Below are 22,725 nucleotides of genomic sequence, written 5' to 3'. Positions count from 1 at the left end.
CCGGCCCTCCCCGGGGCTTGCTAAGGTGCCGTGCACGCGTCAACCCACTGGGCGGGCGCGTCTTCGCACGCAGCAACGGGGGATGGTCGAAGAACATGGAGCAGCGCACGCGTACGCGCGGGGGGACGGCCGCCGCAGGCACCACGGGCCGCGTCCGGAAGGGACTCAGGGCGGGCGTCGCGGCGGGGCTGGCGGCGCTGACGATCGCCACGGCCGCCGGCTGCGCGTTCGGCCGGCCCAAGGTCGTCATGCCGAGCTGGGCGACGGCCTCGCCCTCGGCGTCCTCCAGCTACGACCCCGCCAACCCGACGCCGTCGTCGTCGTACACGCCCAGTTACGACACCTACTCGCCGTCGCCGACGCAGGAGACGTACGACCCGGACGGGCGGTCCGACGTCCACGGCAGCGGCTGCGACTTCTCCTCCTCGCTGCGCCAGTTCACCTACACCGTCTCCATCACCAACCCGTCCACGACCAGCACGTTCTCCTACGACATGCGGATCGACTGGATGAAGGACAGGCCCGCGGACGGCTCGTCCTACGGGGAGCACCAGCGCAGCGTCGTGGTGGCGCCCGGCGCGACCGAGACCTACACCGCCAAGTACACGCTGAACCAGTCCTCCTGGCAGGCGTTCTGGTACACCTGCCAGATCACGCGGGCGACCAAGTCCAAGATGTGAGCCGGGCGCGGTAGTTGGCGCCCCCGTTGGGCGGTGGTGTCCGGCGTCATCTGACGGGCGGTGGGGCGTCCCCGGTGTTCCGCGGGCGGGCGGCGAACAGGGCTGCCTGGCGGTCCGGGGGCAGGTTGCCGAGCGCGATCAGCTGCGGGGCGTGTGTCAGTGCCTGGGCGCGGGTGGCCTCCTGGGCGGCCCACAGTGCGCGGACGGTGCCCTGGACGGCGTCGGTGGGCTGGGCGGCCAGTACGGCGGCGCGGCGCAGTGCGGTCTCGGCCGCGGCGCCGGGCGGCGTCAGTTCGGAGACCAGGCCGATCTCGTGGGCGCGGCGGGCGCCGAGCCGCTCCGCGGTGCCCATCAGGGCGAGTCGGGCGATCTCGCCGTGGGGCATCCGCTGGGCCATGAGGATGGACTCGTAGGCGCTGACCATCCCGTAGGTGGTGTGCGGGTCGAAGAAGGTGGCGGTTTCGGCGGCGACGATGAACTCCGCCTCGCCGAGCAGGTAGAAGGCGCCGCCGCAGGCCATCCCCTCGACCGCGGCGAGGACCGGTTTCCACAGGTCGTTGCTCTTGGGGCCGATCCGCAGCAGCGGGTCGTCGAGGGAGAACGGGGAGGCCGGCTGGGGCACGTCGGCGGAGCGGTCCAGGCCGGTGCAGAAGGCGCGGCCGCCGGTGCCGGTGAGGACCGCCGCGCGCACCGTGTCGTCGTGGCGGAACTCCCGCCAGATGTCGGCGAGTTCGGCGGCGGTGGCCAGGTCGAGGGCGTTGTGGCGGGCGGGGCGGTCCAGGGTGACCAGGGCGACCCCGTCGTCGGTCTCGGTGCGGACCCCGGGGGACGTCACGGCCGCTCCAGGATCCAGCGGGGGACGGTCACTCCGCCGGGCAGGGTGTGGAAGACGGCCTTCACCGGGGCGCCGATGCGCAGTCGGGCCGGGTCGACGGAGTTCAGGGCGGCGTCCGCGGTGGCGACGAGGTTGCCCACCAGGCGGATCCGCGGGGCCTCGGCCAGCTCCACGATGATCGCGTTGTAGGGGGCCTGGGCGGCGTAGGCGGGCAGCAGCGGGGGGTGCGGCACGACGTAGGACCAGATCCGGCCGCGGCCGCTCATCCGCTGCCAGTGGGCGGTGAACGACTGGCAGTGCGGGCAGCAGGGGCGGGGCGGGAAGCGCGGCTCGTCGCAGTCGGTGCAGGTCTGCGCGCGGAGTTCGCCGCGGGCCGCGTACTCCCAGAACGGCGCCCCGTCGTCGTCGGGGACGGGAAGCAGCAGGTCGGCGGCGGGGTCGGGGGGATTGTCAGTGGCGGGTGGCAGGCTTGTGGTCATGAGATCACGGACGGTCACGGAATCGCGGGCGGTTACGGAATCACTGGCGGTGATGGAATCGCGGGCGACCGCGGGATCGGAGGCGGTCATGGCGTCGCGGGCGGATGCGGAGTCAGGGGTGGTTGCTGGGTCACGGGTGGTCGTGGATTCGGTCCCGGTGGTGGCGGTGGTGGTGCCGTGCGGGGGGCGGTCTGCGCGCATCGGTTCTCAACTCCTCAGCAGCAGCGCGGAGGTGGGCACTCCCTCGCCCGCGGTGACGAGGCAGGTGGTGGCGTCCGGGACCTGTGCGGTGCTGGTGCCGCGCAGCTGGCGGACGCCCTCGGTGAGGAGGTTGAAGCCGTGCACATACGCCTCGGAGAGGCCGCCGCCCGCGGTGTTGAGGGGGAGGCGGCCGCCGATCTCCAGGGCGCCGCCCTCGGTGAAGGCCGCGCCCTCGCCGCGTCCGCAGAAGCCGTAGCCCTCCAGGGAGAGGGGGATCAGGGGGGTGAACGCGTCATAGATCTGTGCCACGTCGACGTCCTGCGGGCCGAGGTCGGCGCCCTTCCAGAGATGCCGGGCGGCGGTCCAGGCCGGGCCGGTGAGCGGGTCGTCGTTCCAGTAGTTGACCATGCCGTGGTGCTGGGCGGGCAGGCCCTGGGCGGCGGCGTGGACATAGACGGGGCGCCGGCGGCAGTCGCGGGCGCGCTCGGCGGACACCACCACACAGGCCAGTGCGCCGTCCGTCTCCAGGCAGTTGTCGAAGAGGCAGAGCGGTTCGCTGATCCAGCGGGCGGTCATGTACATCTCGCGGGTCAGCGGGCGGTCGTACATCATCGCGGCCGGGTTCTGGTTGGCGCGGTTGCGGCAGGCGAGGGCGACGTTGAAGAAGTGGTCGCGGGTGGCGCCGTACTCGTGCATATAGCGCCGGGCCAGCATGCCGATCTCGTCGGCGGGGCGGAGCAGGCCGAAGGGCCGGGTCCACTGCCCCGGGGTCGGCAGCTGGGCACGGGTGTCGGTCCACGGCCGCGGTCCGGAGCCGCGCTTGCGGGAGCGCCAGGCGACGCCGACGCTCGCCTGTCCGGTGGCGACGGCCGCGGCCAGGTGCCCCACCGTCGCGCAGGAACCGCCGCCGCCGTAGCCGACCTTGGAGAAGTGCGTGACGTCGCCGGCGCCGATGGACTTGGCGATCTCGACCTCGTCGGTCTCCTCCATGGTGTAGGAGGCGAAGGCGTCCACCTCCGAGGGGGCGATCCCGGCGTCGTCCAGGGCGGCGACGATCGCCCGGCACGCCAAGGTCTTCTCGGATTCCGGAAGTCGTTTGGCAAAGGGTGTCTGTCCGATACCGACGATCGCCGTAGCGTCCTTGAGGGTCGCCCCCATCGCCACCTCCGTGGTCGGCCGTCACTGCTGACAGCGGAGGAGGCTACCGCTAATCTGACGACCAGTCAGCTAGTGCGGAGCGGGGTCTTTGCCGGGACCGGGAGGCATGCGATGGGCGAACGTCTCGATGCACGGGCCGACTTGGCCCACGGCTCCCTGGCCCACCTGGTGCGCGCGGCCGCCGCGCGGTACGGCCCCCGGGAGGCCGTCGTCGAGGGCCGCACCCGGGTGTCCTACGCCGAGCTGGGCGCGCGGGTGGAGCGGGCCGCCGCGGCGTGCGTCGCGGCCGGCGTCGCCGCCGGCGACCGGGCCGCGGTCTGGGCGCCCAACACCCTCGACTGGATCGTCTCCGCCCTCGGCGCGGTGACCGCCGGCGCGGTCCTCGTCCCGGTCAACACCCGCTTCAAGGGCGCCGAGGCGGCCGACGTCCTGCGCCGCACCCGCGCCAAGATCCTCTTCGTCACCGGCACCTTCCTCGGCACGTCCTACGTCGCCTCGCTGCGCCGCGCCGCCGAGCGGGGCGACGGCGGCGGCCGCGGCCCGCTGCCCGGACTCCCGCACCTGGAACGGGTCGTGGTGCTCTCCGACGACGCCCCCGCCGACTTCACCACCTGGCGCGACTTCCTCGCCGGCGGCGCCGCGGTGCCACCCACCGCCGTCCGCGCCCGCGCCGGCGCCCTCGGCCCCGACGACCCCTCCGACATCATCTTCACCTCCGGCACCACCGGCCACCCCAAGGGCGCCGTGCTCACCCACGGCCAGACCCTGCGCGCCTACGACGTCTGGAGCGAACTGGCCGGCCTCCAGGAGGGCGACCGCTACCTCATCGTCAACCCCTTCTTCCACACCTTCGGCTACAAGGCCGGCATCGTCGCCTGCCTGCTGCGCGGCGCCACGATGGTCCCGCAGCCGGTCTTCAACGTGGAGACCGCGCTCGCCAACATCGCCGCCGAGGCGATCTCCGTCCTCCCCGGCCCGCCCACCCTCCACCAGCAGCTCCTCGACCACCCCGACCGCGGCCTGCACGACCTCTCGGCGCTCCGCCTGGTCGTCACCGGCGCCGCCGTCGTCCCGCTCGAACTGGTGGAACGGCTGCGCGGCGAGCTGAAGGTGGCCACCGTCCTGACCGCCTACGGCCTGTCGGAGAGCACCGGCGTGGTCACCATGTGCCGCCGCGGCGATCCGCCCGAGGTGATCGCGTCGACCTCGGGCCGCGCCATACCGGACACCGAGATCCGGATCGTGGATGCCGCCGGACACTCGCAGCCGCCCGGCGAAGCAGGCGAGGTCCTGGTCCGCGGCTACCACGTCATGTCCGGCTACTTCGAGGACCCGGCCGCCACCGCCCGCGCGATCACCCCCGACGGCTGGCTGCGCACCGGCGACGTCGGCGTCCTCGACCCGGACGGCAACCTCCGTATCACCGACCGCATCAAGGACATGTTCATCGTCGGCGGCTTCAACGCCTATCCCGCCGAGATAGAGCAACTCCTCGTCCGCCACCCGGACATCGCCGAGGTCGCCGTCATCGGCATCCCCGACCGCCGCCTCGGCGAGGTCGGCAAGGCATACGCGGTCCGCCGCCCCGGCTCCCGGCTCACCGCCGACGACCTGATCGCCTGGTCCCGCCGCGAGATGGCGAACTACAAGGTGCCCAGGGAGGTGGAATTCCTCCCCGGCCTCCCGCGCAACGCCGGCGGGAAGGTGCTCAAGGGGCAGCTGAGGGGCGGGGGTCAGCGGACCCTGTAGACCCGTCGTCGAACTCCCGTCGCGGGGATGGCGGGCGGGAGTTCTGACCGGGGGAGGGGACGGCACACGGCCTAGCCGGGTTGCCCCGTGAGTTGTGGACACGGCCTACCTGCCTTGCCCCGTGAGGTCGGGGACCCGGCCGTCCGCCACCCCGGTCGCCTTCGCCAATGCCCGCATGCGGTCGGCGAAGCCGTCGTCCGCCGCCCCGAACCACACCCCGAGGTCCGCCGCGCCGGCCGCCTCCCAGGCCGCGACCTCGGCCGCCAGCTCCGCCGCCGTCCGGTCCGGTCCGTCCCAGCCGATCCGGGCCCCGGCCGCCACCCGGGTCCCGCGCTCGGCGGCCCGGCGGTGCAGCCGCGCCGCCCGCTCCGCGAACTCCCGCGGCGCGAGCCCCACGGCCTGCCAGTAGCCGCCGAACTCCGCCGCGCGCCGCAGCGCCGCGTCCGAGTTCCCGCCGATCAGGAACGGCACCGGTTCCTCGGGCCGCGGCTCGAACACCGCCCGCTCGTCGAACGCCAGATGCCCGTCGTCGTACGGCCCGCCCGCCCCCGTGTGCAGATGCCGCACCAGCCGCAGCGCACGGTCCGTCAGCGCGCCCCGGTCGCCGAAGCCGACCCCGGCCGCGTCGAACTCGTAGGGCTGCCAGCCCACGCCGACGCCCAGTACGAACCGGCCGCCGCTCAGCCGTGCCAGCGTCGCCGACTGCCGGGCGAGCAGCAGCGGTTCGCGCAGCGGGGCGACCAGCACCGACGTCCCCAGTACGGCCCGTTCGGTCACCGCGGCCAGGTACCCGAGCGCGGTCAGCGCCTCGTACACCCCGCCGTAACGTTCGGGCAGCCGCCCGTACGGGCCCGGCGGCAGCAGATGGTCCGGCAGCCAGACGCCCGCGTACCCCAGCTCCTCCGCCTCGCGCGCGAGCTCCGCGAGCGCGCCGGCGGCCATCGCCCCCGACTCGGACGGCAGCACGACGTGCAACCGCATCCGGCCCGTCCGCGGCCCGCCGGCAGGGGGGTGCACGGTGGGGTGCTGCTGTGTACTGAGGGCGTCGTTCATGGGGCGGCCTCCGCTTCCCGAAGCGTGTGACTCGGTCGGACGCCCGCCTTTCTACGGCCTGACATGGGTGTGAGGGTCAAGAGAGGGGAGGACGAGGCGAGGAAGAGGCGAGGACGAGGCGAGGCCCGCCCCGTTGCGCCCCCTCCGCTTCCCGTTACGCCCCCTCCGCTCATCACCGGCCCGCCGCCGTCCAGTTCGGGCGCCGGCCGGTGGAGGGACCTACCGCCCCCGCCCCCCGTACCGTTCCCGCAGCGCCGACTTCAGCACCTTGTTCAGTGGTCCGCCGCGCGGCAGTGCGTCGGTGATCTCCAGCTGTTCGGGCAGCTTCTGCGTCATCAGCCCGGCCGCCCGCAGATGCGCACCGAGCGCGGCCAGGGTCAGCGCCCCCGCCCCGTCCCCGGCGCTGCCCCCGTGCCCGTCTCCGTCCCGGGCGAGCGTGACCACCGCGCAGACCCGCTCCCCCCGCTCCCGGTCCGGCAGGCCGATCACCGCCGCCTCCGCCACCGCCGGGTGGGTGTGCACCAGATCCTCGACCTCCTGCGCGGAGATGTTCTCGCCCTTGCGGATGATGATGTCCTTCAGCCGCCCGGTGAGCACCAGGTGCCCGTCGGGGCGCAGTCGGCCCAGATCGCCGGTGCGGAAGAAGCCGTCCGCGGTGAACGCCTCCGCCGTCAGCGCGGGATCGGTGTACCGCCGGCAGACCATCGGCCCGGAGACCGTGACCTCCCCGGTCTCCCCGGTCGCGGCCTCGCTCCCGTCCGCCCGCACGATCCGCACCCGCGCGCCCGCCACCGGCCTGCCCACCGTGTGCGCCAGCTGCTCGTCGCTGTCGTACGGCGTCCCCATAGCGATCATCGGGCACTCGGTCATCCCGTATCCGTGCACGACCGCGCAGCCCAGTTCGCGCCCGGCCGCCCGGTACAGCTCGGGCGGCAACGGCGCGCCGCCGCCGGACAGCAACCGCAGCGAGGGGATCAGTCGGCCGGCGTCCGGCACGGCATCCGGCCCGGTGTCCGGCACGGCATCGGGCCCGGTGTCCGGTCCGGCGTCCCGCTCAGCGCCCGGCGCGGCCTGCCGACGGCGCCGCGACGCGTCATAGAACGCCTGGTAGAACGCGGTACTGCCGCCCGCCATGGTCACCCCGTACCGCCGGTAGACCTCGGCGGCCCGCTCCGCGTCGAACGTCTCCAGTACGACCGCCGGAAAGCCGCTGACCAGCATGGCGACGACGTAGTCCGGCCCGGCGATGTGCGCATAGGGGAACGCGATCGAGCCGATGTCGTCGGCCGACATCCCCAGCGCGGTGGCCAGCCCCACCCCGCCGGCGATGAGCGAGGCGTCGGTGTGCTCGACTCCCTTGGGCGCGCTGGTCGTTCCTGACGTGTAGTAGATCCAGCGCGTGCGGCCGTCCTCTTCTTGCGGGGGTTCCGGCAGCGTGCCCGGATTCCCCGAGGGCAGCCCGTCGGCCAGGGAGACCACCCGCACACCGTCGCGCCCCCGGGCCGCCCCGCGGACCAGCGCCGCGTAGTCGAACCCCCGCCACACCCCGGGTACGAGGACGAACTCCGCCGCCGACTCCTCCAGGACGAACCCGACCTCGCGGGCCCGGTGCAGAGGGATCACCGGGGTCTGCACGGCCCCGAGCCGCGCCAGCGCGAGCGACGCGACGATCGTCTCGACGCGCGTCGGCAACTGCCACATCACCCGCGTCCCGGCCCCGATCCCCAACTCCCGGAACCCGGCCGCCGCGCACAGCGCCGCGTCCCGCACCTCCCGGAAGCCGACGCTCGGCCCGCCGCCCCCGTCGAAGAACATCGGCGCACCCCCAGAGGCCCGCGCCCGGTACTCGACCAGCTCCCACAACGTCCGCACACGGTCGACTTCGAACACGGCGCGCCTCCAGGGGTGGATGGGCGGTGCAGGTCGGGACGGCGCGACTGTAGCAGCGGTGCTGACGGCGCGTCAGGGGATGGTTGCGGCGCCCACTTCGGCGACACCGCGACAAGTGTTTCGGAATGAAAACGTCCGACCCGCGAAAAGGCGGACGGGGCCGGGTCTTCCGCCCGGCCCCGTCCGCGACACCGTGAGTGGAGGGCTGTTCTCCGACTCCCGGTCAGGGCATGTGGTTGTCCATCGGCGAGAGCCCCGCATGGCCGCCCTTTGAGGCCACCGGCATGTGGTTGTCCAGCGGCGTCACGGGCGCATGGCTGTCCTGAGCCGTCACGGAATTCGGCGGGCTGGGTATGTGGTGGTCCGCCAGGGCGGGTGCCGCGGCGGCGCCGAGTGCGGCCATGGTGATGGCGGCGACGGCGAGGGACTTCCTCGTGCGGGTCATACCAACTCCTCAGAATTCGGGGGTCGTTGCTGTTCCCAGAAACAAACTAGCGCTAAGTGTGTGCAGATGTTCGACCCTTGTCGGGGAAAGCCACGAAAATCGCAGGTTTTGCTTACCGGGCAAAAGCGCCGCAGGGGCCGGTTTTCCCGTGGCTTCCCCTCCCAGCCACGGGAAAACGGCCCCTGCGATCCCCCGGATTCCCCCGAATTCCCCCGGATTTCCTTCGGGGGTCCCCCGGCCCCCGGTCGTGCTCCCCCGTGTCCCCCGTGTCCCCGTATTCCCCCGTGGGCTCTGTGGGTCTTACTTGGGCTCGCCGAGAGGCTGGTGGTTGTCCTCCGGCGTGACGACGTCGGGTGCGGCGATGGGCTGGTGGTTGTCCATCGGCTTGATGACGTCCCGCTTGCCGGGCTTCTTCACGCGTGGGGTGACGCCGGGCGCGATGATCGGCTGGTGGTTGTCCATCGGCAGGATGCCATCCCGCTCGGCGGTCGCCTGAGCCTGGTTGTCGGTGCTCATAGAGATCAACTCCTGAGTGGGCGCTTGATGCTTGGTCCAGCCCGGCCGGCGACTCCCCCGTTGGTCGCCGGACGGGCATGGCGGCCGCTCACAATAACCATGCGGCCTGGGCATCGAGCCGCTTGCCCCCCGAGGCGGCGGTTCGATGCTGTTAAGAGTGGCCCGGCGCGATGAACGATCGATAAACGTCGGCGCCGACAAGAAGCGGCGGCGGTTTACGCGACGGCGGCAGGAGGGGAGAGCAGTGCCTGCACCACGCTTCCTTCCGCGGAGCCCAGGCGCTCGAAGGTCGCCAGTGCCTCCTGCCAGCACACCCGCGCCCGGCCGGTGTGCCCGAGCGCGTGCAGGGCACGGCCCAGGGTGGTCAGCACGGTGGCCCGCCAGGAGTCGCCGCCGATGCCCCGCAACGCGGTCAGTGCCTGTTCGGCGCGGTTCGCCGCGTTGGCCGGGCGGCGGGCGGCGAGATCGACCTCGGCCAGCCGGAAGTTGGTCATCCCCTCCCAGAAGCGCTGCCGGCTGTCCTTGAAGATGGCCAGCGCGGCCGTCAGCTGCTCCGTCGCCTCGTCCAGCCGCATGGCCTCGGTATAGGCGAGGGCGAGGGCGTACATGCCGTTGGCGAGCCTGCGCTTGGCCCCCAACTCGCGGTAGATGGCGATGCCCTGTGCCGCCAGCTCGATGGCACTGTCCACCCGCCCGGTGGCCAGGTGAACGCGCGAGAGGTTGCACAGCGCGCTGGCCTCGGACTGCCGGTTGTCGTCGTCGTGGAAGGCGGCCAGGGCCTGCCGCAGATATCCCTCGGCGTCGCTGTGCCGCCCCTGGGAGTTGGCGATGATGCCCCGGTCGTTCGGCGCGTACGAGGACGAGAACGGGTCCTCCGTGGCGAGACCCAGCAGCATGGCGGACTTGGCGTTCTCGTCCGCCTCGTCCAACCGCCCGGTCAGGGTGCGGACGTAGGTGAGGGCCAGGTGGAGACGGGCCTCCGCGAGTTGGTCCCCGGTCTCCCGGGCGGCCTTCAGCAGGGAGATGCTGGTCTGCTCGAACTGCAGCGCTTCGGCGCCCGATTCGGCGAGGTCCTTGACCAGCAGCATCAGGTCGGTCGCGCGCCGCAGCGTGGTGGTGCCGCCCAACTGCCGCGCGCAGGCCAGCACGCAGCCCGCCTCGCTGAACAGCCACTCCAGGGCCGAGGCCCGGTTCTGGAACTCCAGGCCCGGGTGGCTGGTTTCGGCCAGGTGCGCGATCAGCCGGTCGCCGGGGCGCTCCAGCGCGTACACCCGCGATGCCGTCACCACGTAGAAGTCCAGCAACCGCGACAGCGCCGCGTCCCGTTCGGACGGGGGGTGTTCGTCGCGTTCGGCGCAGGCCCGGGCGTAGAGGCGGACGAGGTCGTGGTAGCGGTAGCGGCCCGGTGCGGCGGATTCCAGCAGGGAGGTGTCGACGAGGGTTTCGAGGAGTTCCTCGGTGCTCTCGGCGTCCAGGTCGAGCAGCGCCGCCGCGGCGGTCAGGGAGATGTCCGGGCCGTCGGCGAGGCCCAGGAGGCGGAAGGCGCGGGCCTGGGCGGGCTCCAACTGCTTGTAGCCCAGTTCGAAGGTGGCCTTCACGGCCAGGTCGCCGGCGCGGAGTTCGTCCAGCCGGCGGCGTTCGTCGGCGAGCTTGCTGGCCAGGGTCGAGACCGTCCAGGTGCGGCGGGCGGCCAGGCGGGAGGCGGCGATGCGGATGGCCAGCGGCAGGAAGCCGCAGGCGCCGACGACGGCCATGGCGGCCTGCCGCTCGGAGGTGACGCGCTCCTCGCCGACGATGCGGGTGAAGAGGGTCAGGGCCTCCTCGGGGCTCATCACGTCGAGGTCGACCAGGTGGGCGGAGGCGAGGTCGATCATCCGCGACCGGCTGGTGATCAGGGCCGCGCACCCCGCCGTACCGGGCAGGAGCGGGCGGACCTGGGCGGCGTCCCGGGCGTTGTCCAGCAGCGCCAGGACGCGCCGTCCGGCGAGCGCGGAGCGGTACAGCGCCGCACGCTCCTCCAGGCCGTCCGGAATGGCGGAGTCCGCCGTTCCCAGGGCGCGCAGGAACGCGCCGAGCACCGCCTCCGGCTCGGCCGGGTTGTGCCCCGCCCCCTGGAGGTCGACGTAGAGCTGCCCGTCCGGGAAGTGCTCCCGCGCGGTGTGCGCGACATGCACCGCCAGGGTCGTCTTCCCGACGCCGCCGATCCCGGCGACGGCCGAGACCGCCATCACGCTGCCATCGGCCGTCGCCAGCTGGTCGCTCAGCTCGTTGACGAACGCGGCCCGGCCCGTGAAGTCGGCGACGGTGGCGGGGAGTTGGCGCGGCCGGACGAACGTGGCCCCGGCGCCGTGCTGATCGTCGCCGACGGCCGGCGCGTCCAGTTCGGTGTCGGCCCGCAGGATCCGCTGCTGGAGTTCGGAGAGCGAGGCACAGGGGTCCACGCCCAGCTCGTCCGCGAGCAGGCGACGGGTGTCGGCGTACACCGCGAGCGCCTCGGCCTGGCGGCCGCTGCGGTACAGCGCCAGCATCAGCAGCTCCCGCAGCCGCTCGCGCAGCGGGTGCGCGGCGGTCAGTGCGGTCAGCTCGGAGACCGCCTCGGCGTGGCAGCCGGCCTCCAGGTCGAGTTCGAGACGGGTCTCGGTCAGGGACAGCCGCCGCTCCTGGAGGCGGGTCCGCTGGTTCTCGGCATACGGGCCGGGCAGCCCGGCGAGCGGCTCGCCGTCCCACAGGTCCAGTGCGGCGTCGAGGAGTTCGCGGGCCCGTCCGCGGTCGCCGGCGGCCTTGGCCTTCTCCGCGTCGGCGGCGAACTGCTCGGCGGTGTCGTGGTCGAGGTCCAGGGGCCGGCCGTCCACCGGCCGCAGCGCGTAGCCGCCGGACTCGCTGACCAGGGCCTCCGCGTCGGCGCCGAGCGCCTTGCGGATCCGGGAGGCGTAGGTCCGCAGGGCGGCCAGCGCGGCGTGCGGCGGTTCGTCGCCCCACAGGGCGTCGACGAGCTCGGGCGCGGTGGCGGTCCGGCCGCCGCGCAGCAGCAGCGCCGCGAGCAGGGCGCGCTGCTGCGGCGAACCCGCCGCCAGCGGTGTCTCGCCGCGCCAGGCCCGCACGGGACCGAGCACGGTGAAGCGGAGCCGCTCCCGCACCTGTCCCGGACCGTCGTCCATGGTGTCCCCCTGCCGTGTCCCGTCCGTTCGTGCTGTCATGAACGTCCAAAGCTTTGCGCCGAGCGCAACGGTCAGTCTGCCCTGTCGCGACCCTCTACGTCAGTAGGGGTCCGGAGCGTGCACAAAGCCTCCCCGTGCGGTCGGACGGGCAGGGCGCCGCGCCCCGCCGGGCCGTCGGAGGGGAACCCTCCGTTCCCGCCCCGATGCGCCGCCCGGACCGCCTGCCGGGGCGTTTTCCCAGCTGGGAGGGGGTGTGCGGCGCCGGACGCCCAGCTGCTCGCCCCTTACGGGCCGGCCCGTGCGCGGTGTCCCCGATGCGCCCGCCACGCATCCGTCGCCCCCCGCCCGGAGCCCCGGCCCCCGTTCCCGGCTGGCCGGTTTGTTACTGCCGGCAGACCGTTACCGGCCGCCCGGCCCGCCTGCGTACACGCCCCACGGGGGCTGTTCGGTTCTCCGGACGGCCCGGGCCGTGGGCCGCCCGCGGAGTCGCGCCTTCCCTCCTTCCCGCAAGCGCATCCCTCCCACGCTCCTGACGATCCGTCAGATCGGCGCTACCGTAGCGCCCATGGAGACCACGGAGCACGAGGAGCGCAAGAGGGCCGAGAAGTTCATGGAGTCCGAGAAGGCCGAGAAGGCCACGCGACCCAAGGGGGGCGAGGAGTCCACGGAGCCCGGGCAGCAGAACGATGCGGGGGATTCCGGGGCGTCGGAGAGCCCCTTCCCCCACATCATCTCGGTCGACGACCACACCGTGGAGCCCCCCGACGTCTGGCGGAACCGGCTCCCTTCGAAATACCGCGACACCGGCCCGCGCATCGTCCGCGCACCGATCAAGGACATGACCTTCGTCGGCGGCAAGTTCACCCCGACGATGGGCGCCCCGGGCGACGGCGGCCCGATAGCCGACTGGTGGGTCTACGAGGACCTGCGCCGCCCGCTGACCCGTCTTGACACCGCCGTCGGCTACCCCCGCGACGAGATCAGGCTGGAGGGCATCACCTACGAACAGATGCGCCCCGGCTCCTACAGCGTCCCCGAACGGCTGGCGGACATGGACGTCAACCACGTCCAGTCCGCCCTCTGCTTCCCCACCTTCCCCCGCTTCTGCGGCCAGACCTTCACCGAGGCCAAGGACCACGAGCTGGGGCTGCTGGGCGTGCGCGCGTACAACGACTGGATGGTGGAGGAGTGGTGCGGCCCGCAGGCCGGCGGACGGCTCATCCCGCTGACGATCGTCCCCCTCTGGGACGCGGAGCTCGCCGCCGAAGAGGTGCGCCGCAACGCCGCCCGCGGCGTCCGAGCCGTCTGCTTCAGCGAGATCCCGCCGCACCTGGGGCTGCCCAGCATCCACACCGACTACTGGGACCCCTTCCTGCGCGCCTGCGACGAGACCGGGACGGTCGTCGCCATGCACATCGGCTCGTCCTCGAAGATGCCGTCCACGTCGGCCGACGCCCCGCCCGCCGTCGGTTCCACGATCACCTTCGCCAACTGCTGCTTCTCGATGACCGACTGGCTGATGAGCGGCACGTTCGACCGCTTCCCGCGGCTGCGGATCATGTACGCCGAGGGCCAGATCGGGTGGATCCCCTACATCCTGGAGCGCGCCGACATCGTCTGGGAGGAGAACCGCGCCTGGGGCGGCGTCGCCGACAAGGTCCTCCGCCCGCCCTCCGAACTCTTCGCCGAGCACGTCTACGGCTGCTTCTTCGACGACGCCTTCGGCCTGCGGAACCTCGACGCGATCGGCGTCGGCAACGTCCTCTACGAGACCGACTACCCCCACTCGGACTCCACCTGGCCCAAGTCCCGCCAGATCGCCGAATCCCAGATGTCGCACCTCGACGACGCCACCGTGCAACGCCTCGTCCGCGGCAACGCCATCGAACTCCTGGGGCTGACCCCGGAGGGTCTCTGGGGGCCGGCGGCGGCAGGCAGCTGAGCGCGGGGGTGTAGGCATGGTGCAGGTTCTGGGGCAGGGGCGGCTGGTGTATGGGATGCAGCTGCCGGTGCAGGCGCAGAGCAGGGTTTTCGCGGAGGGATGGGAGGCGGGGGGCGGGCCGGAGGATCTGGTGGCGGTGGCGCGGGCGGCGGACCGGGCCGGGTTCGCGTACGTGGCGTGCTGTGAGCATGTGGCGATCCCGCGGCGGCTGGCCGAGGCGATGGGGACGGTCTGGTACGACCCGGTGGCCACGCTGTCCTATCTCGCGGCCGTCACGGAGCGGGTGCGGCTGCTGAGCCACGTGGCGGTGGTGGGGCTGCGGCATCCGCTGATCAGCGCCAAGCAGTACGCGACGGTGGACCGGCTGTCCGGCGGGCGGTTGATCCTCGGGGTCGGCGCCGGGCACGTACGCGAGGAGTTCGAGGCGCTCGGGGTGGACTTCGCGCGGCGGGGGGCGGTGCTGGACGAGGCGATCGACGCGTTGAAGGCGGCGTTGGGGGAGGAGGGGTTCCCCGAGTTCAAGGGGGAGCGGTTCGCGTTCGGCGGGCTGGGGCAGGGCCCGCGGCCGGTGCAGGCGCCGCGGCCTCCGGTGTGGGTGGGGGGCTCGTCCCCGGCGGCGGTGCGGCGGGCGGCGGTGCGCGGGGACGGCTGGCTGCCGCAGGGGGACCGGAGGGAGGAACTGCCGGGGCAGATCGGGCGGTTGCGGCGGATGCGCGAGGAGGCCGGGATCGCCGAGCCGATCGAGATCGGGGCGATCGCCGAGCCGGTGTACGTGGGCGAGCCCGGCTGGGACGTCGGGCGGCGGACGCTCGTCGGGGCGCCGGAACGGATCGCCGCCTCGCTGCGGGAGTACGGGGCGATGGGGGTGCGGCAGATCCAGGTGCGGTTCCGCAGCCGCGACCGGTCGGAGCTGGTCGAGCAGATGGCGGCCTTCGGGGCGGAGGTCGGTCCGTTGCTGAACGACTGAGCCCGTCCCTTGTAGTGGGGAGGGCGGGGCCTGTGTGGACACCACGGGAGGGCAGGTATGGGCAAGCTCGACGGCAGGGTCATCGTGATCACCGGGGCGGCACGGGGGCAGGGGGAGCAGGAGGCGCGACTGTTCGTGGCGGAGGGGGCGCGGGTGGTGCTCGGGGATGTGCTGGAGGAGCAGGGGACGGCGCTGGCGGCCGAGTTGGGGGCGGAGCGGGCCCGGTTCGTGCGGCTGGACGTGGCGGTGGAGGGGGACTGGGCGGCGCTCGTCGGCGCTGCCGAGGAGGCGTTCGGGAAGATCGACGGGCTGGTGAACAACGCGGGGATACTGCGGTTCAACGCGCTGGTGGACACCCCGCTGGAGGAGTTCCGGCGGGTGCTCGACGTCAACCAGACCGGGTGCTTCCTGGGGATCCGGACGGTGGCGCCCCGGATCGCGGCGGCCGGCGGCGGGACGATCGTCAACACCGCCTCGTACGCGGGCCTGACCGGCATGGCGTTCGTCGGGGCGTACGCCGCCACCAAGCACGCGGTGGTGGGGCTGACCCGGGTCGCCGCGCTGGAGCTGGCCGGCCAGGGGATACGGGTCAACGCGGTGTGCCCGGGGGCGGTCGACACGCCGATGACGAATCCGGCGGTGCTGGATCCGTCGGCGGGCCCGGTGGACCCGGCGGGTCAGGCGGAGTCCGTGCGGGCGGTGGACGAGCTGTACCGGAAGCTGGTGCCGCTCGGGCGGATCGGGCGGCCGGAGGAGGTGGCCCGGCTGGCGCTGTTCCTGTCGGGGGAGGACTCGTCGTACATCACGGGGCAGCCGTTCGTGATCGACGGGGGGTGGCTGGCGGGGGTGAGTCCGTTCTGACGGTCTGCCGCCCGGCGCCCAGATCTGATGGTGCGTCAGCTTTCCCTGCTGCGGGTATTGACGTGCCCCGGCGCCGCTGGAACAGTCGTGGCATCCGATCTGACGGTACGTCAGAAAGAGCCGCGGCAGCGGAAGAGGGACGGTGAACCCCCTTGGAATTCGGGCTCTTTGTGCAGGGCTATGTGCCCGCCGCGCGAGCGCAGGCCGACCCGGAGGCCGAGCACCACGCGCTGATGGAGGAGACCGAGTACGTCATCCAGGCGGACAGGTCGGGCTTCAAGTACGCCTGGGCCTCCGAGCACCACTTCCTGGAGGAGTACTCCCACCTCTCCGCCAACGACGTCTACCTCGGCTACCTCGCCCACGCGACCGAGCGGATCCACCTCGGCTCGGGGATCTTCAACCCGCTCGCCCCGGTCAACCACCCGGTGAAGGTCGCCGAGAAGGTCGCCATGCTCGACCACCTCTCCGCCGGGCGGTTCGAGTTCGGCTCCGGCCGGGGCGCTGGCAGCCACGAGATCCTGGGGTTCCTGCCGGGCATCACCGACATGAACCACACCAAGGAGATCTGGGAAGAGACCATCGCGGAGTTCCCCAAGATGTGGCTCCAGGACGAGTACCAGGGCTTCCGCGGCAAGCACTGGCAGCTGCCGCCGCGCAAGGTCCTGCCCAAGCCGTACGGGGCCTCGCACCCGGCGATGTGGTACGCGGCCGGGTCGCCGTCCTCGTACGCGATGGCCGGGAAGAAGGGGCTGGGCGTGCTCGGCTTCAGCGTGCAGAAGGTCGCCGACATGGAGTGGGTCGTCGACTCGTACAAGAACGCGGTCAAGGACGCCGAACCGGTCGGGGACTTCGTCAACGACAACGTGATGGTGACGTCCACCGCCATCTGCGCGGAGACGCACGAGGAGGCCGTGCGGATCGCCGTCGGCGGCGGGCTCAACTACCTGCAGTCGCTGCTCTTCCGCTACCACGACACCTTCCCCCGCCCGGACGGCGTCCCGGAGTGGCCCGCACTGCTCCCCGACTACACCGAGGAGCTCGTCGAGGTGCTGATCGACGAGGAGTTGATGATCTGCGGCGACCCCGACGAGGTGCTGCGGCAGTGCAAGCGCTGGGAGCAGGCCGGCGCCGACCAGCTCTCCTTCGGGCTGCCGATCGGGGTGTCCTACGAGGACACCATGAACACCATCCGGCTGATCGGCGAGCACGTCATCCCGAAGATCGACACCGATCCGGTGCACCGGACGACCCGCTTCCGGCGGGCGGCGGGCGCGGCGGGGGCGGCCGGCTGACCGCGGCCGGAGCCTGCTTCGCACCCGTCCCGCCCGCGCCCCGCGTACCAGGTCCGGGTACCGGGCCCGGGTACCCGCCCCCGTACCCGAGAAAGGACGCCCCCCATGCTCGACCACCTCATCCAGGCCGCGACCGTCGTGGACGGCACGGGCGCGCCCGCCTTCGCGGCCGACGTCGGCATCCGGGACGGGCGGATCGCGGTGATCGCCGAACCCGGCACCGTCGCCGAGGCGGCCCGGTCGCGCGAGGACGCGCACGGCCTGGTCCTCGCCCCCGGGTTCATCGACCCGCACACCCACTACGACGCCCAGCTGTTCTGGGACCCGTACGCCACCCCGTCCCTCAACCACGGCGTGACCACCGTCGCCGGCGGCAACTGCGGCTTCACCCTCGCCCCGCTCCACCCCGACCGGCCCGAGGACGCCGACTACACCCGGCGGATGATGAGCCGGGTCGAGGGGATGTCGCTGGTCGCCCTGGAGCAGGGCGCGCCCTGGAACTGGCACGGCTTCGGGGACTACCTGGACGCGCTGGAGGGGCGGATCGCGGTCAACGCCGGCTTCATGGTGGGGCACTGCGCGCTGCGGCGGCACGTGATGGGACCGGACGCGGTCGGCGGGCAGCCCACGGCCGCCCAACTCGACGCCATGCTGCGGCTCTTCCACGACGCGATGGACGCCGGGGCGTGGGGGCTGTCCACCACCCAGTCGTCCAGCCACTCCGACGGCGACGGCCGGCCGGTCGCCTCCCGGCACGCCCGCCCCGAGGAACTGCTCGCGCTCTCCCGCGCGGTCGCCGAGCACGAGGGCACCCAGATCGAGGCGATCGTCGCCGGCTGCCTGGACCGCTTCACCGACGACGAGATCGACCTGCTGGTGGAGATGTCGGCGGCGGCCGGCCGCCCGCTCAACTGGAACGTGCTGACCATCGACTCCGCGGTCCCCGAACGCGTCCCCCGGCAACTCCTCGCCAGTGAACGCGCCCGCCGGGCCGGCGGCCGCATCGTCGCGCTGACCATGCCGATCCTCACCCCGATGAACATGTCCCTGGGCACCTTCTGCGCCCTCAACCTCATCCCCGGCTGGGGCGACGTCCTCGGCCTCCCGGTGCCCGAGCGGATCGCCCGGCTGCGCGACCCGGACGTCCGGGCCGCGCTGCTGCGCCACGCGCACGGCGAGGAGGCCGGGGTCTTCCGCCGGCTGACCGACTTCGCCCGGTACGTCATCGGGGACACCTACGCGGCGGCCAACGAGGGACTGACCGGCCGCGTGGTGCGCGACATCGCCGCCGAACGCGGACAGGACCCCTTCCACTGCCTGACCGAGATCTGCGCCGCCGACGAACTGCGCACCGTGCTCTGGCCGATGCCCACCGACAACGACCCCGCCAGCTGGGCCCTGCGGCAGCAGACCTGGCAGCACGAGGACGTCCTGCTCGGCGGCTCCGACGCCGGGGCGCACCTGGACCGGATGTGCGGTGCCCCGTACACCACCCGCTTCCTCGGGGACTGCCTGCGCGGCCGGCGGCTGGTCGGGCTGGAAGCGGCGGTGCGGATGCTGACCGACGACCCGGCGCGCCTCTTCGGCCTGCGCGAACGCGGCCGGATCGCCGAGGGCCACCACGCCGACCTGGTGCTCTTCGACCCGGAGCGGATCGACGCGGGCGCCGCGACCCTGGTGCACGACCTGCCCGGGGACAGCCCACGGCTGGACTCCCGCCCGATCGGCGTGGTCAGCGTACGCGTCAACGGGGTGGAGACGATCCGCGAGGACGAGGTGACCGGCGCGGTGCCCGGGACGGTACTGCGGTCCGGGCGGGACACGAGGACGGTGAGCACCAGGTGAGCACCGGAGGCCAGGGACACCAGGGAGGCCACAGAGGCCACGGGGGCCGTAACGGCCGCGGGCGCGGGCGCGCGGCCGGGGCGGCGGGTTCGCGGCTGTTCATCGGCGGCGAGTGGGTGGCGCCCGAGGGCGGGCACTACGACGTGATCGACCCGGCGACCGAGGAGGCCGTCGGGCCCGCACCGGAGGCGAGCCCGGCGCAGGTGGCCGCGGCCGTGGACGCCGCCCGGGACGCCTTCGACGGCTGGTCGCGGACCGCGGCCGAGGAGCGCGCCGCCGTGCTGGACCGGGCGGCCCGGGTGATCCGCCGGGAGGCCGCCGGTTACGCGGAGCTGGCGCAGGCGGAGAGCGGGGCGACGACCGGGACGGCGCGCGCCCTCCAGGTCGGGGTGGCCGCGGCCCGCTTCGCGCGGTACGCCCGCGGCGCCCTGGAACCGGTCGAGACCGCGGTGCCGCCGCAGGTCAACGCGGCCGGACCGAGGGGCGGCGGGGGCGTCTTCGGAGCGGTCGCGGTCCGCCGCCCGGTCGGCGTCGTCACCTGCATCACCTCGTACAACAACCCGTGGGCCAACCCGGCGGGAAAGGTCGCGCCGGCGCTGGCGATGGGCAACACGGTGGTGGTCAAGCCGGCGCCGCAGGACCCGCTGTCGGTGTACCGGATGGCCGAGGCGCTGGCGGAGGCCGGGGCCCCGCCGGGGGTGGTCAACGTCGTCAGCGGGACGCGGCCGGAGGTCGGCGAGGCGGCGGTGGCGGCCGACGGCGTGGACATGGTCAGTTTCACCGGCTCCACCGCGGTCGGGCAGCGGATCGCCCAGGAGTGCGGCCGCGGAATGAAGCGGCAGCTGATGGAGCTGGGCGGCAAGGGCGCGGCGCTGGTCTTCGACGACGCCGACCTGGCGTCCGCGGTGTCCGGGATCGGCACCACCTTCTCCTTCTACAGCGGCCAGATCTGCACCGCACCGACCCGGGTACTGGCCCAACGCGGGATCTACCGGCGGCTGGTGGCCGGTCTGGCGCGGTATGCGGAGGGGCTGACCCTCGGCGACCCGCGGCATCCGGCCACGGTCGTCGGCCCGGTGATCTCCGCCGCCCACCGGGACCGCGTCGAGGGGTACATCGCGCTGGCCGTGAAGGAGGGCGCCCGCCTGGTCACCGGCGGCGCGCGGCCGGAGCGGGCGCGCGGCTTCTACGTCGCGCCGACGCTCTTCGCGGACTGCACCGGCGCCATGCGGGCGGTCCGCGAGGAGATCTTCGGGCCGGTGGTGACGGTGCTGCCCTTCGACGACGAGGAGGAGGGCATCGCGCTGGCCAACGACAGCGACTACGGGCTGCTGGACTACGTCTGGTCCGGCGACGTGGCCCGGGCCTTCCGGGTCGCGGGGCGGCTGCGGGCCGGCGGGGTCGGCGTCAACACGGTCGGGCGGAACATGGAGGCGCCGTTCGGCGGCTTCAAACGCAGCGGCGTCGGCCGCGACGTCGGCTCGTACGCGCTGCACGCCTACAGCGAACTGCAGTCGATCGTCTGGCCGGGGTGAGGGGCGGCTACGTCGCGGGTGCACCCTCCGCATGGTCGGGTCCGTCGTTGCTCGCCGCCTCCACGGCGTCGATGCATGCAGCCAGACCGCACAGCACCTCCGCCAACTCCTCTTCCGGCAGCCCGTCCAGCCATGCCGAACGGGCCTTGAGGGCCGCCCGCACGAGGTCGAGTTGCCGGTACAGCTCCCTGTACCTGACGTGGCGGTTCCACAGTTCCTCGGCCCATGAGCGCGATCGCGACCAGGCACCCGCGCTCATGGGTGCACCGCCTTCGCGTGGGGGTGGCGACGGATCTCGACGTTGCAGTCGGTCACCATCGACCTGTTCCCGACGGCGTGCGCCCTCGCGCGCTGCCCGGCCAGGGCGGCGCACACGTCGCACCCGGCAACGGGCTCGGGCTCTGGTGCGGGAACCGGGTCCTTCACGGGAACCGGGTCCTTCAAGTGAACGGTGCGGCACCTGCGGGGCATCGTCAACCTCCCGGGGGTGGTGGCCCGGTGCTCGGGCCGTCGCCACGCTTGTGGGGTCTGTCCTGCTCGTCTGGCCAGGATTCAGCGCAGGACGGCATGAGCCCCATATCCCGGCGGTAATCTCACCGTGGGATGACTCCTCATCCTGTTGTGACACCGGGAGAGGGACATGCCTGCGGCACTCGTACCCATCGAACTGCCCGAGTGGGCCTGGCAACGACCCGAAGTCCGCGAAGCCTTACGCAAACGCGAGATGGGGGCGGTGTTCCGCCGCGTCCAGCAGTACGGCGGGGTCAGTCAGACCAGGATCGCTACGGCCGTGGCCATGACACAGGCACGGGTGAACGAGGTCATCAACGGACGGCGAGAGATCACGCGCCTCGACGTTTTCGAGCGCATCGCGGACGGGCTGAACATGCCCGACGGCGCCAGGCACTTGCTCGGCCTTGCGGCGGCGCGTGACGCGGCCAGTGGCGGCCGCGCGTTCGACTTGGCTGCATTCCCGGAAGTCGTCCGGGTGTACGCCACCCAAGCCTCCGCATCCGAAGACATCAAACAACTTGCCATGTCCGCCCGCAGGTTGGACATTCTCGCCGTGCGCGGACTTGGCCTTGTCGGGCTGAATGATTCTCTGCTTCGCTCTTCTCTCGCTCGGCCAGAAGGGCAGCAGGCGCCGCAGGTTCGGGTATTGCTGCTTGATCCTGAATCGCCCGCCCTTGCCGTGCGCGCGGCAGAGATCGGGGAATCTGCTGAATCGCTTGCTGGGGGCGTCAAACTCGCCGAGGCCCGATTGCGCGAGCTGTCGAGTGTCTGCGACCTCCGGGTCTACCGGTACAGAATGCAGCCAACGTGGCGTGTCATCAGGTTGGACGGCACTATGTTTGTTTCAGCCTTCGATGCCGGCTGGGAAGGGCATGAATCGGCGATCTACAAGGTCATGGAGGCGCCGCAGGGCCCGCTGTATCGAGGCTTTCGGAGGATGTTCGAGGCCATGGTCGAAACAGGAATCCGTACCATCTGAGCGGAGGGTCGTGCATTGATTGAGGCGGAACTGAAAGCGCGTGTGCGCAACCCTGTTTACGTCTTGGATCGGCTTGATCAAAAGGCCGAAGGGCGGACCGAAATCTATCAAGACACCTACTATGACGAACCGTCGGGAAGCCTCGATGCGCAGGACCAAGAGTTGAGGCTCCGCACGGTCCGCGGGGCGGACTCGACGCGATCCTTTCTTACCTACAAGGATGCTCGAATCGATTCGGAGTCCGGCTCGAAGCCGGAGCACGAAACGCGCGTGGACAACCCGGAAGCCGTGCATGCCATGCTGCGGGGACTCGGGTACATTCCGGCAATCGCATTCCAGAAACGATGCCGCAACTACGAATTCAGTTCTCGTGGCCGCAGTTTGCTCGCCACGCTGGTCCAAGTTCCGGAAATCGAAGGAACTTTCCTGGAAGTCGAAACCATGGTTCCGGGAGAGCCCGAACTCCCGGCGGCCCTTCACGACGTACGGTCCGTCATGAGTGAACTCGGCATCCGTGGGGACGACTTCACGACAGAGATGTACACAGATGCCGTAGCGGCTCGCCGCGCCGTCGATGGGGGAGCAACCCCGCCCGCATGAGTCGTCCCGCAGCACTCCGGCCCA

General features: G+C 72.4%; 19 protein-coding genes. 10 read left to right on the top strand and 9 right to left on the bottom strand.

The annotated features are described in order from the left end of the window. The first annotated feature begins 95 nt into the window (after positions 1 to 95). Entirely contained in the window at positions 96 to 680 is a 585-nt protein-coding gene (locus B073_RS0113765) for a hypothetical protein (RefSeq protein WP_018538680.1), read from the top strand. 46 nt (positions 681 to 726) lie between these two features. Here the strand turns inward: B073_RS0113765 and B073_RS0113760 are convergent, their stop codons facing one another. The 3 genes from B073_RS0113760 to B073_RS0113750 all read right to left on the bottom strand — a co-directional run bounded on the left by B073_RS0113760 (position 727) and on the right by B073_RS0113750 (position 3,353). Beyond that, positions 727 to 1,515: an enoyl-CoA hydratase/isomerase family protein gene (locus B073_RS0113760; protein WP_018538679.1), complete on the bottom strand. Its 789-nt coding sequence runs from the start codon at positions 1,513 to 1,515 to the stop codon at positions 727 to 729. Further along, a complete protein-coding gene (locus B073_RS0113755) occupies positions 1,512 to 1,994 on the bottom strand; it encodes a Zn-ribbon domain-containing OB-fold protein (RefSeq protein ID WP_051094010.1) in 483 nt (160 codons plus the stop codon). Before B073_RS0113755 ends, B073_RS0113760 begins: the two co-directional genes overlap by 4 nt. A gap of 207 nt (positions 1,995 to 2,201) precedes the next feature. Further along, positions 2,202 to 3,353 carry a lipid-transfer protein gene (locus tag B073_RS0113750; RefSeq protein WP_018538677.1) on the bottom strand — a complete coding sequence of 384 codons (1,152 nt, stop codon included), beginning with the start codon at positions 3,351 to 3,353 and terminating at the stop codon, positions 2,202 to 2,204. 111 nt (positions 3,354 to 3,464) lie between these two features. Here B073_RS0113750 and B073_RS0113745 point away from each other — a divergent pair, with 111 nt between their 5' ends. Continuing rightward, positions 3,465 to 5,102: a FadD3 family acyl-CoA ligase gene (locus B073_RS0113745; protein WP_018538676.1), complete on the top strand. Its 1,638-nt coding sequence runs from the start codon at positions 3,465 to 3,467 to the stop codon at positions 5,100 to 5,102. 105 nt (positions 5,103 to 5,207) lie between these two features. Here the strand turns inward: B073_RS0113745 and B073_RS0113740 are convergent, their stop codons facing one another. The 5 genes from B073_RS0113740 to B073_RS0113720 all read right to left on the bottom strand — a co-directional run bounded on the left by B073_RS0113740 (position 5,208) and on the right by B073_RS0113720 (position 12,164). Continuing rightward, entirely contained in the window at positions 5,208 to 6,155 is a 948-nt protein-coding gene (locus B073_RS0113740; RefSeq protein ID WP_018538675.1) for a TIGR03619 family F420-dependent LLM class oxidoreductase, read from the bottom strand. A gap of 219 nt (positions 6,156 to 6,374) precedes the next feature. Beyond that, positions 6,375 to 8,045: a class I adenylate-forming enzyme family protein gene (locus B073_RS0113735; RefSeq protein ID WP_018538674.1), complete on the bottom strand. Its 1,671-nt coding sequence runs from the start codon at positions 8,043 to 8,045 to the stop codon at positions 6,375 to 6,377. A gap of 223 nt (positions 8,046 to 8,268) precedes the next feature. Continuing rightward, positions 8,269 to 8,490: a hypothetical protein gene (locus tag B073_RS0113730; protein WP_018538673.1), complete on the bottom strand. Its 222-nt coding sequence runs from the start codon at positions 8,488 to 8,490 to the stop codon at positions 8,269 to 8,271. A 300-nt stretch (positions 8,491 to 8,790) separates the two neighbouring features. Beyond that, the gene (locus B073_RS0113725) at positions 8,791 to 9,006 is read right to left on the bottom strand and encodes a hypothetical protein (RefSeq protein ID WP_018538672.1); all 216 of its coding nucleotides are present in this window, start codon (positions 9,004 to 9,006) and stop codon (positions 8,791 to 8,793) included. Between the two features lie 215 nt (positions 9,007 to 9,221). Next, a complete protein-coding gene (locus B073_RS0113720) occupies positions 9,222 to 12,164 on the bottom strand; it encodes an AfsR/SARP family transcriptional regulator (RefSeq protein ID WP_018538671.1) in 2,943 nt (980 codons plus the stop codon). A gap of 565 nt (positions 12,165 to 12,729) precedes the next feature. Here B073_RS0113720 and B073_RS0113715 point away from each other — a divergent pair. From B073_RS0113715 to B073_RS0113690, 6 genes are all read left to right on the top strand, one after another. Then, complete coding sequence (locus B073_RS0113715) at positions 12,730 to 14,106, top strand: amidohydrolase family protein (RefSeq protein ID WP_018538670.1); 1,377 nt, start codon at positions 12,730 to 12,732, stop codon at positions 14,104 to 14,106. A gap of 16 nt (positions 14,107 to 14,122) precedes the next feature. Further along, entirely contained in the window at positions 14,123 to 15,073 is a 951-nt protein-coding gene (locus tag B073_RS0113710; RefSeq protein WP_018538669.1) for a TIGR03619 family F420-dependent LLM class oxidoreductase, read from the top strand. 57 nt (positions 15,074 to 15,130) lie between these two features. Then, positions 15,131 to 15,934 (top strand): SDR family NAD(P)-dependent oxidoreductase, encoded by an 804-nt coding sequence (locus B073_RS0113705; protein ID WP_018538668.1) that lies wholly within the window; start codon positions 15,131 to 15,133, stop codon positions 15,932 to 15,934. A 152-nt stretch (positions 15,935 to 16,086) separates the two neighbouring features. Next, positions 16,087 to 17,229 carry an LLM class flavin-dependent oxidoreductase gene (locus tag B073_RS0113700; protein WP_026247355.1) on the top strand — a complete coding sequence of 381 codons (1,143 nt, stop codon included), beginning with the start codon at positions 16,087 to 16,089 and terminating at the stop codon, positions 17,227 to 17,229. Between the two features lie 105 nt (positions 17,230 to 17,334). Further along, a complete protein-coding gene (locus B073_RS0113695) occupies positions 17,335 to 19,074 on the top strand; it encodes an N-acyl-D-amino-acid deacylase family protein (protein WP_018538666.1) in 1,740 nt (579 codons plus the stop codon). A gap of 116 nt (positions 19,075 to 19,190) precedes the next feature. Beyond that, positions 19,191 to 20,609: an aldehyde dehydrogenase family protein gene (locus tag B073_RS0113690; protein WP_234025081.1), complete on the top strand. Its 1,419-nt coding sequence runs from the start codon at positions 19,191 to 19,193 to the stop codon at positions 20,607 to 20,609. 7 nt (positions 20,610 to 20,616) lie between these two features. Here B073_RS0113690 and B073_RS0113685 read toward each other — a convergent pair whose 3' ends face one another. After that, positions 20,617 to 20,868: a hypothetical protein gene (locus tag B073_RS0113685; protein WP_018538664.1), complete on the bottom strand. Its 252-nt coding sequence runs from the start codon at positions 20,866 to 20,868 to the stop codon at positions 20,617 to 20,619. A 381-nt stretch (positions 20,869 to 21,249) separates the two neighbouring features. Between B073_RS0113685 and B073_RS0113680 the strand changes: the two genes are divergently transcribed. Together B073_RS0113680 and cyaB are read left to right on the top strand one after the other, a co-directional pair. Then, entirely contained in the window at positions 21,250 to 22,101 is an 852-nt protein-coding gene (locus B073_RS0113680) for a helix-turn-helix domain-containing protein (RefSeq protein WP_026247353.1), read from the top strand. A 15-nt stretch (positions 22,102 to 22,116) separates the two neighbouring features. Beyond that, positions 22,117 to 22,701 carry a class IV adenylate cyclase gene (cyaB, locus tag B073_RS0113675; RefSeq protein ID WP_018538662.1) on the top strand — a complete coding sequence of 195 codons (585 nt, stop codon included), beginning with the start codon at positions 22,117 to 22,119 and terminating at the stop codon, positions 22,699 to 22,701. The last annotated feature ends 24 nt before the right edge of the window (positions 22,702 to 22,725 follow it).

The sequence above is a fragment of the Streptomyces sp. MspMP-M5 genome (genome assembly GCF_000373585.1).
Lineage (GTDB): Bacteria > Actinomycetota > Actinomycetes > Streptomycetales > Streptomycetaceae > Streptomyces.
This window is presented reverse-complemented; position numbering and strand designations above follow the sequence as displayed.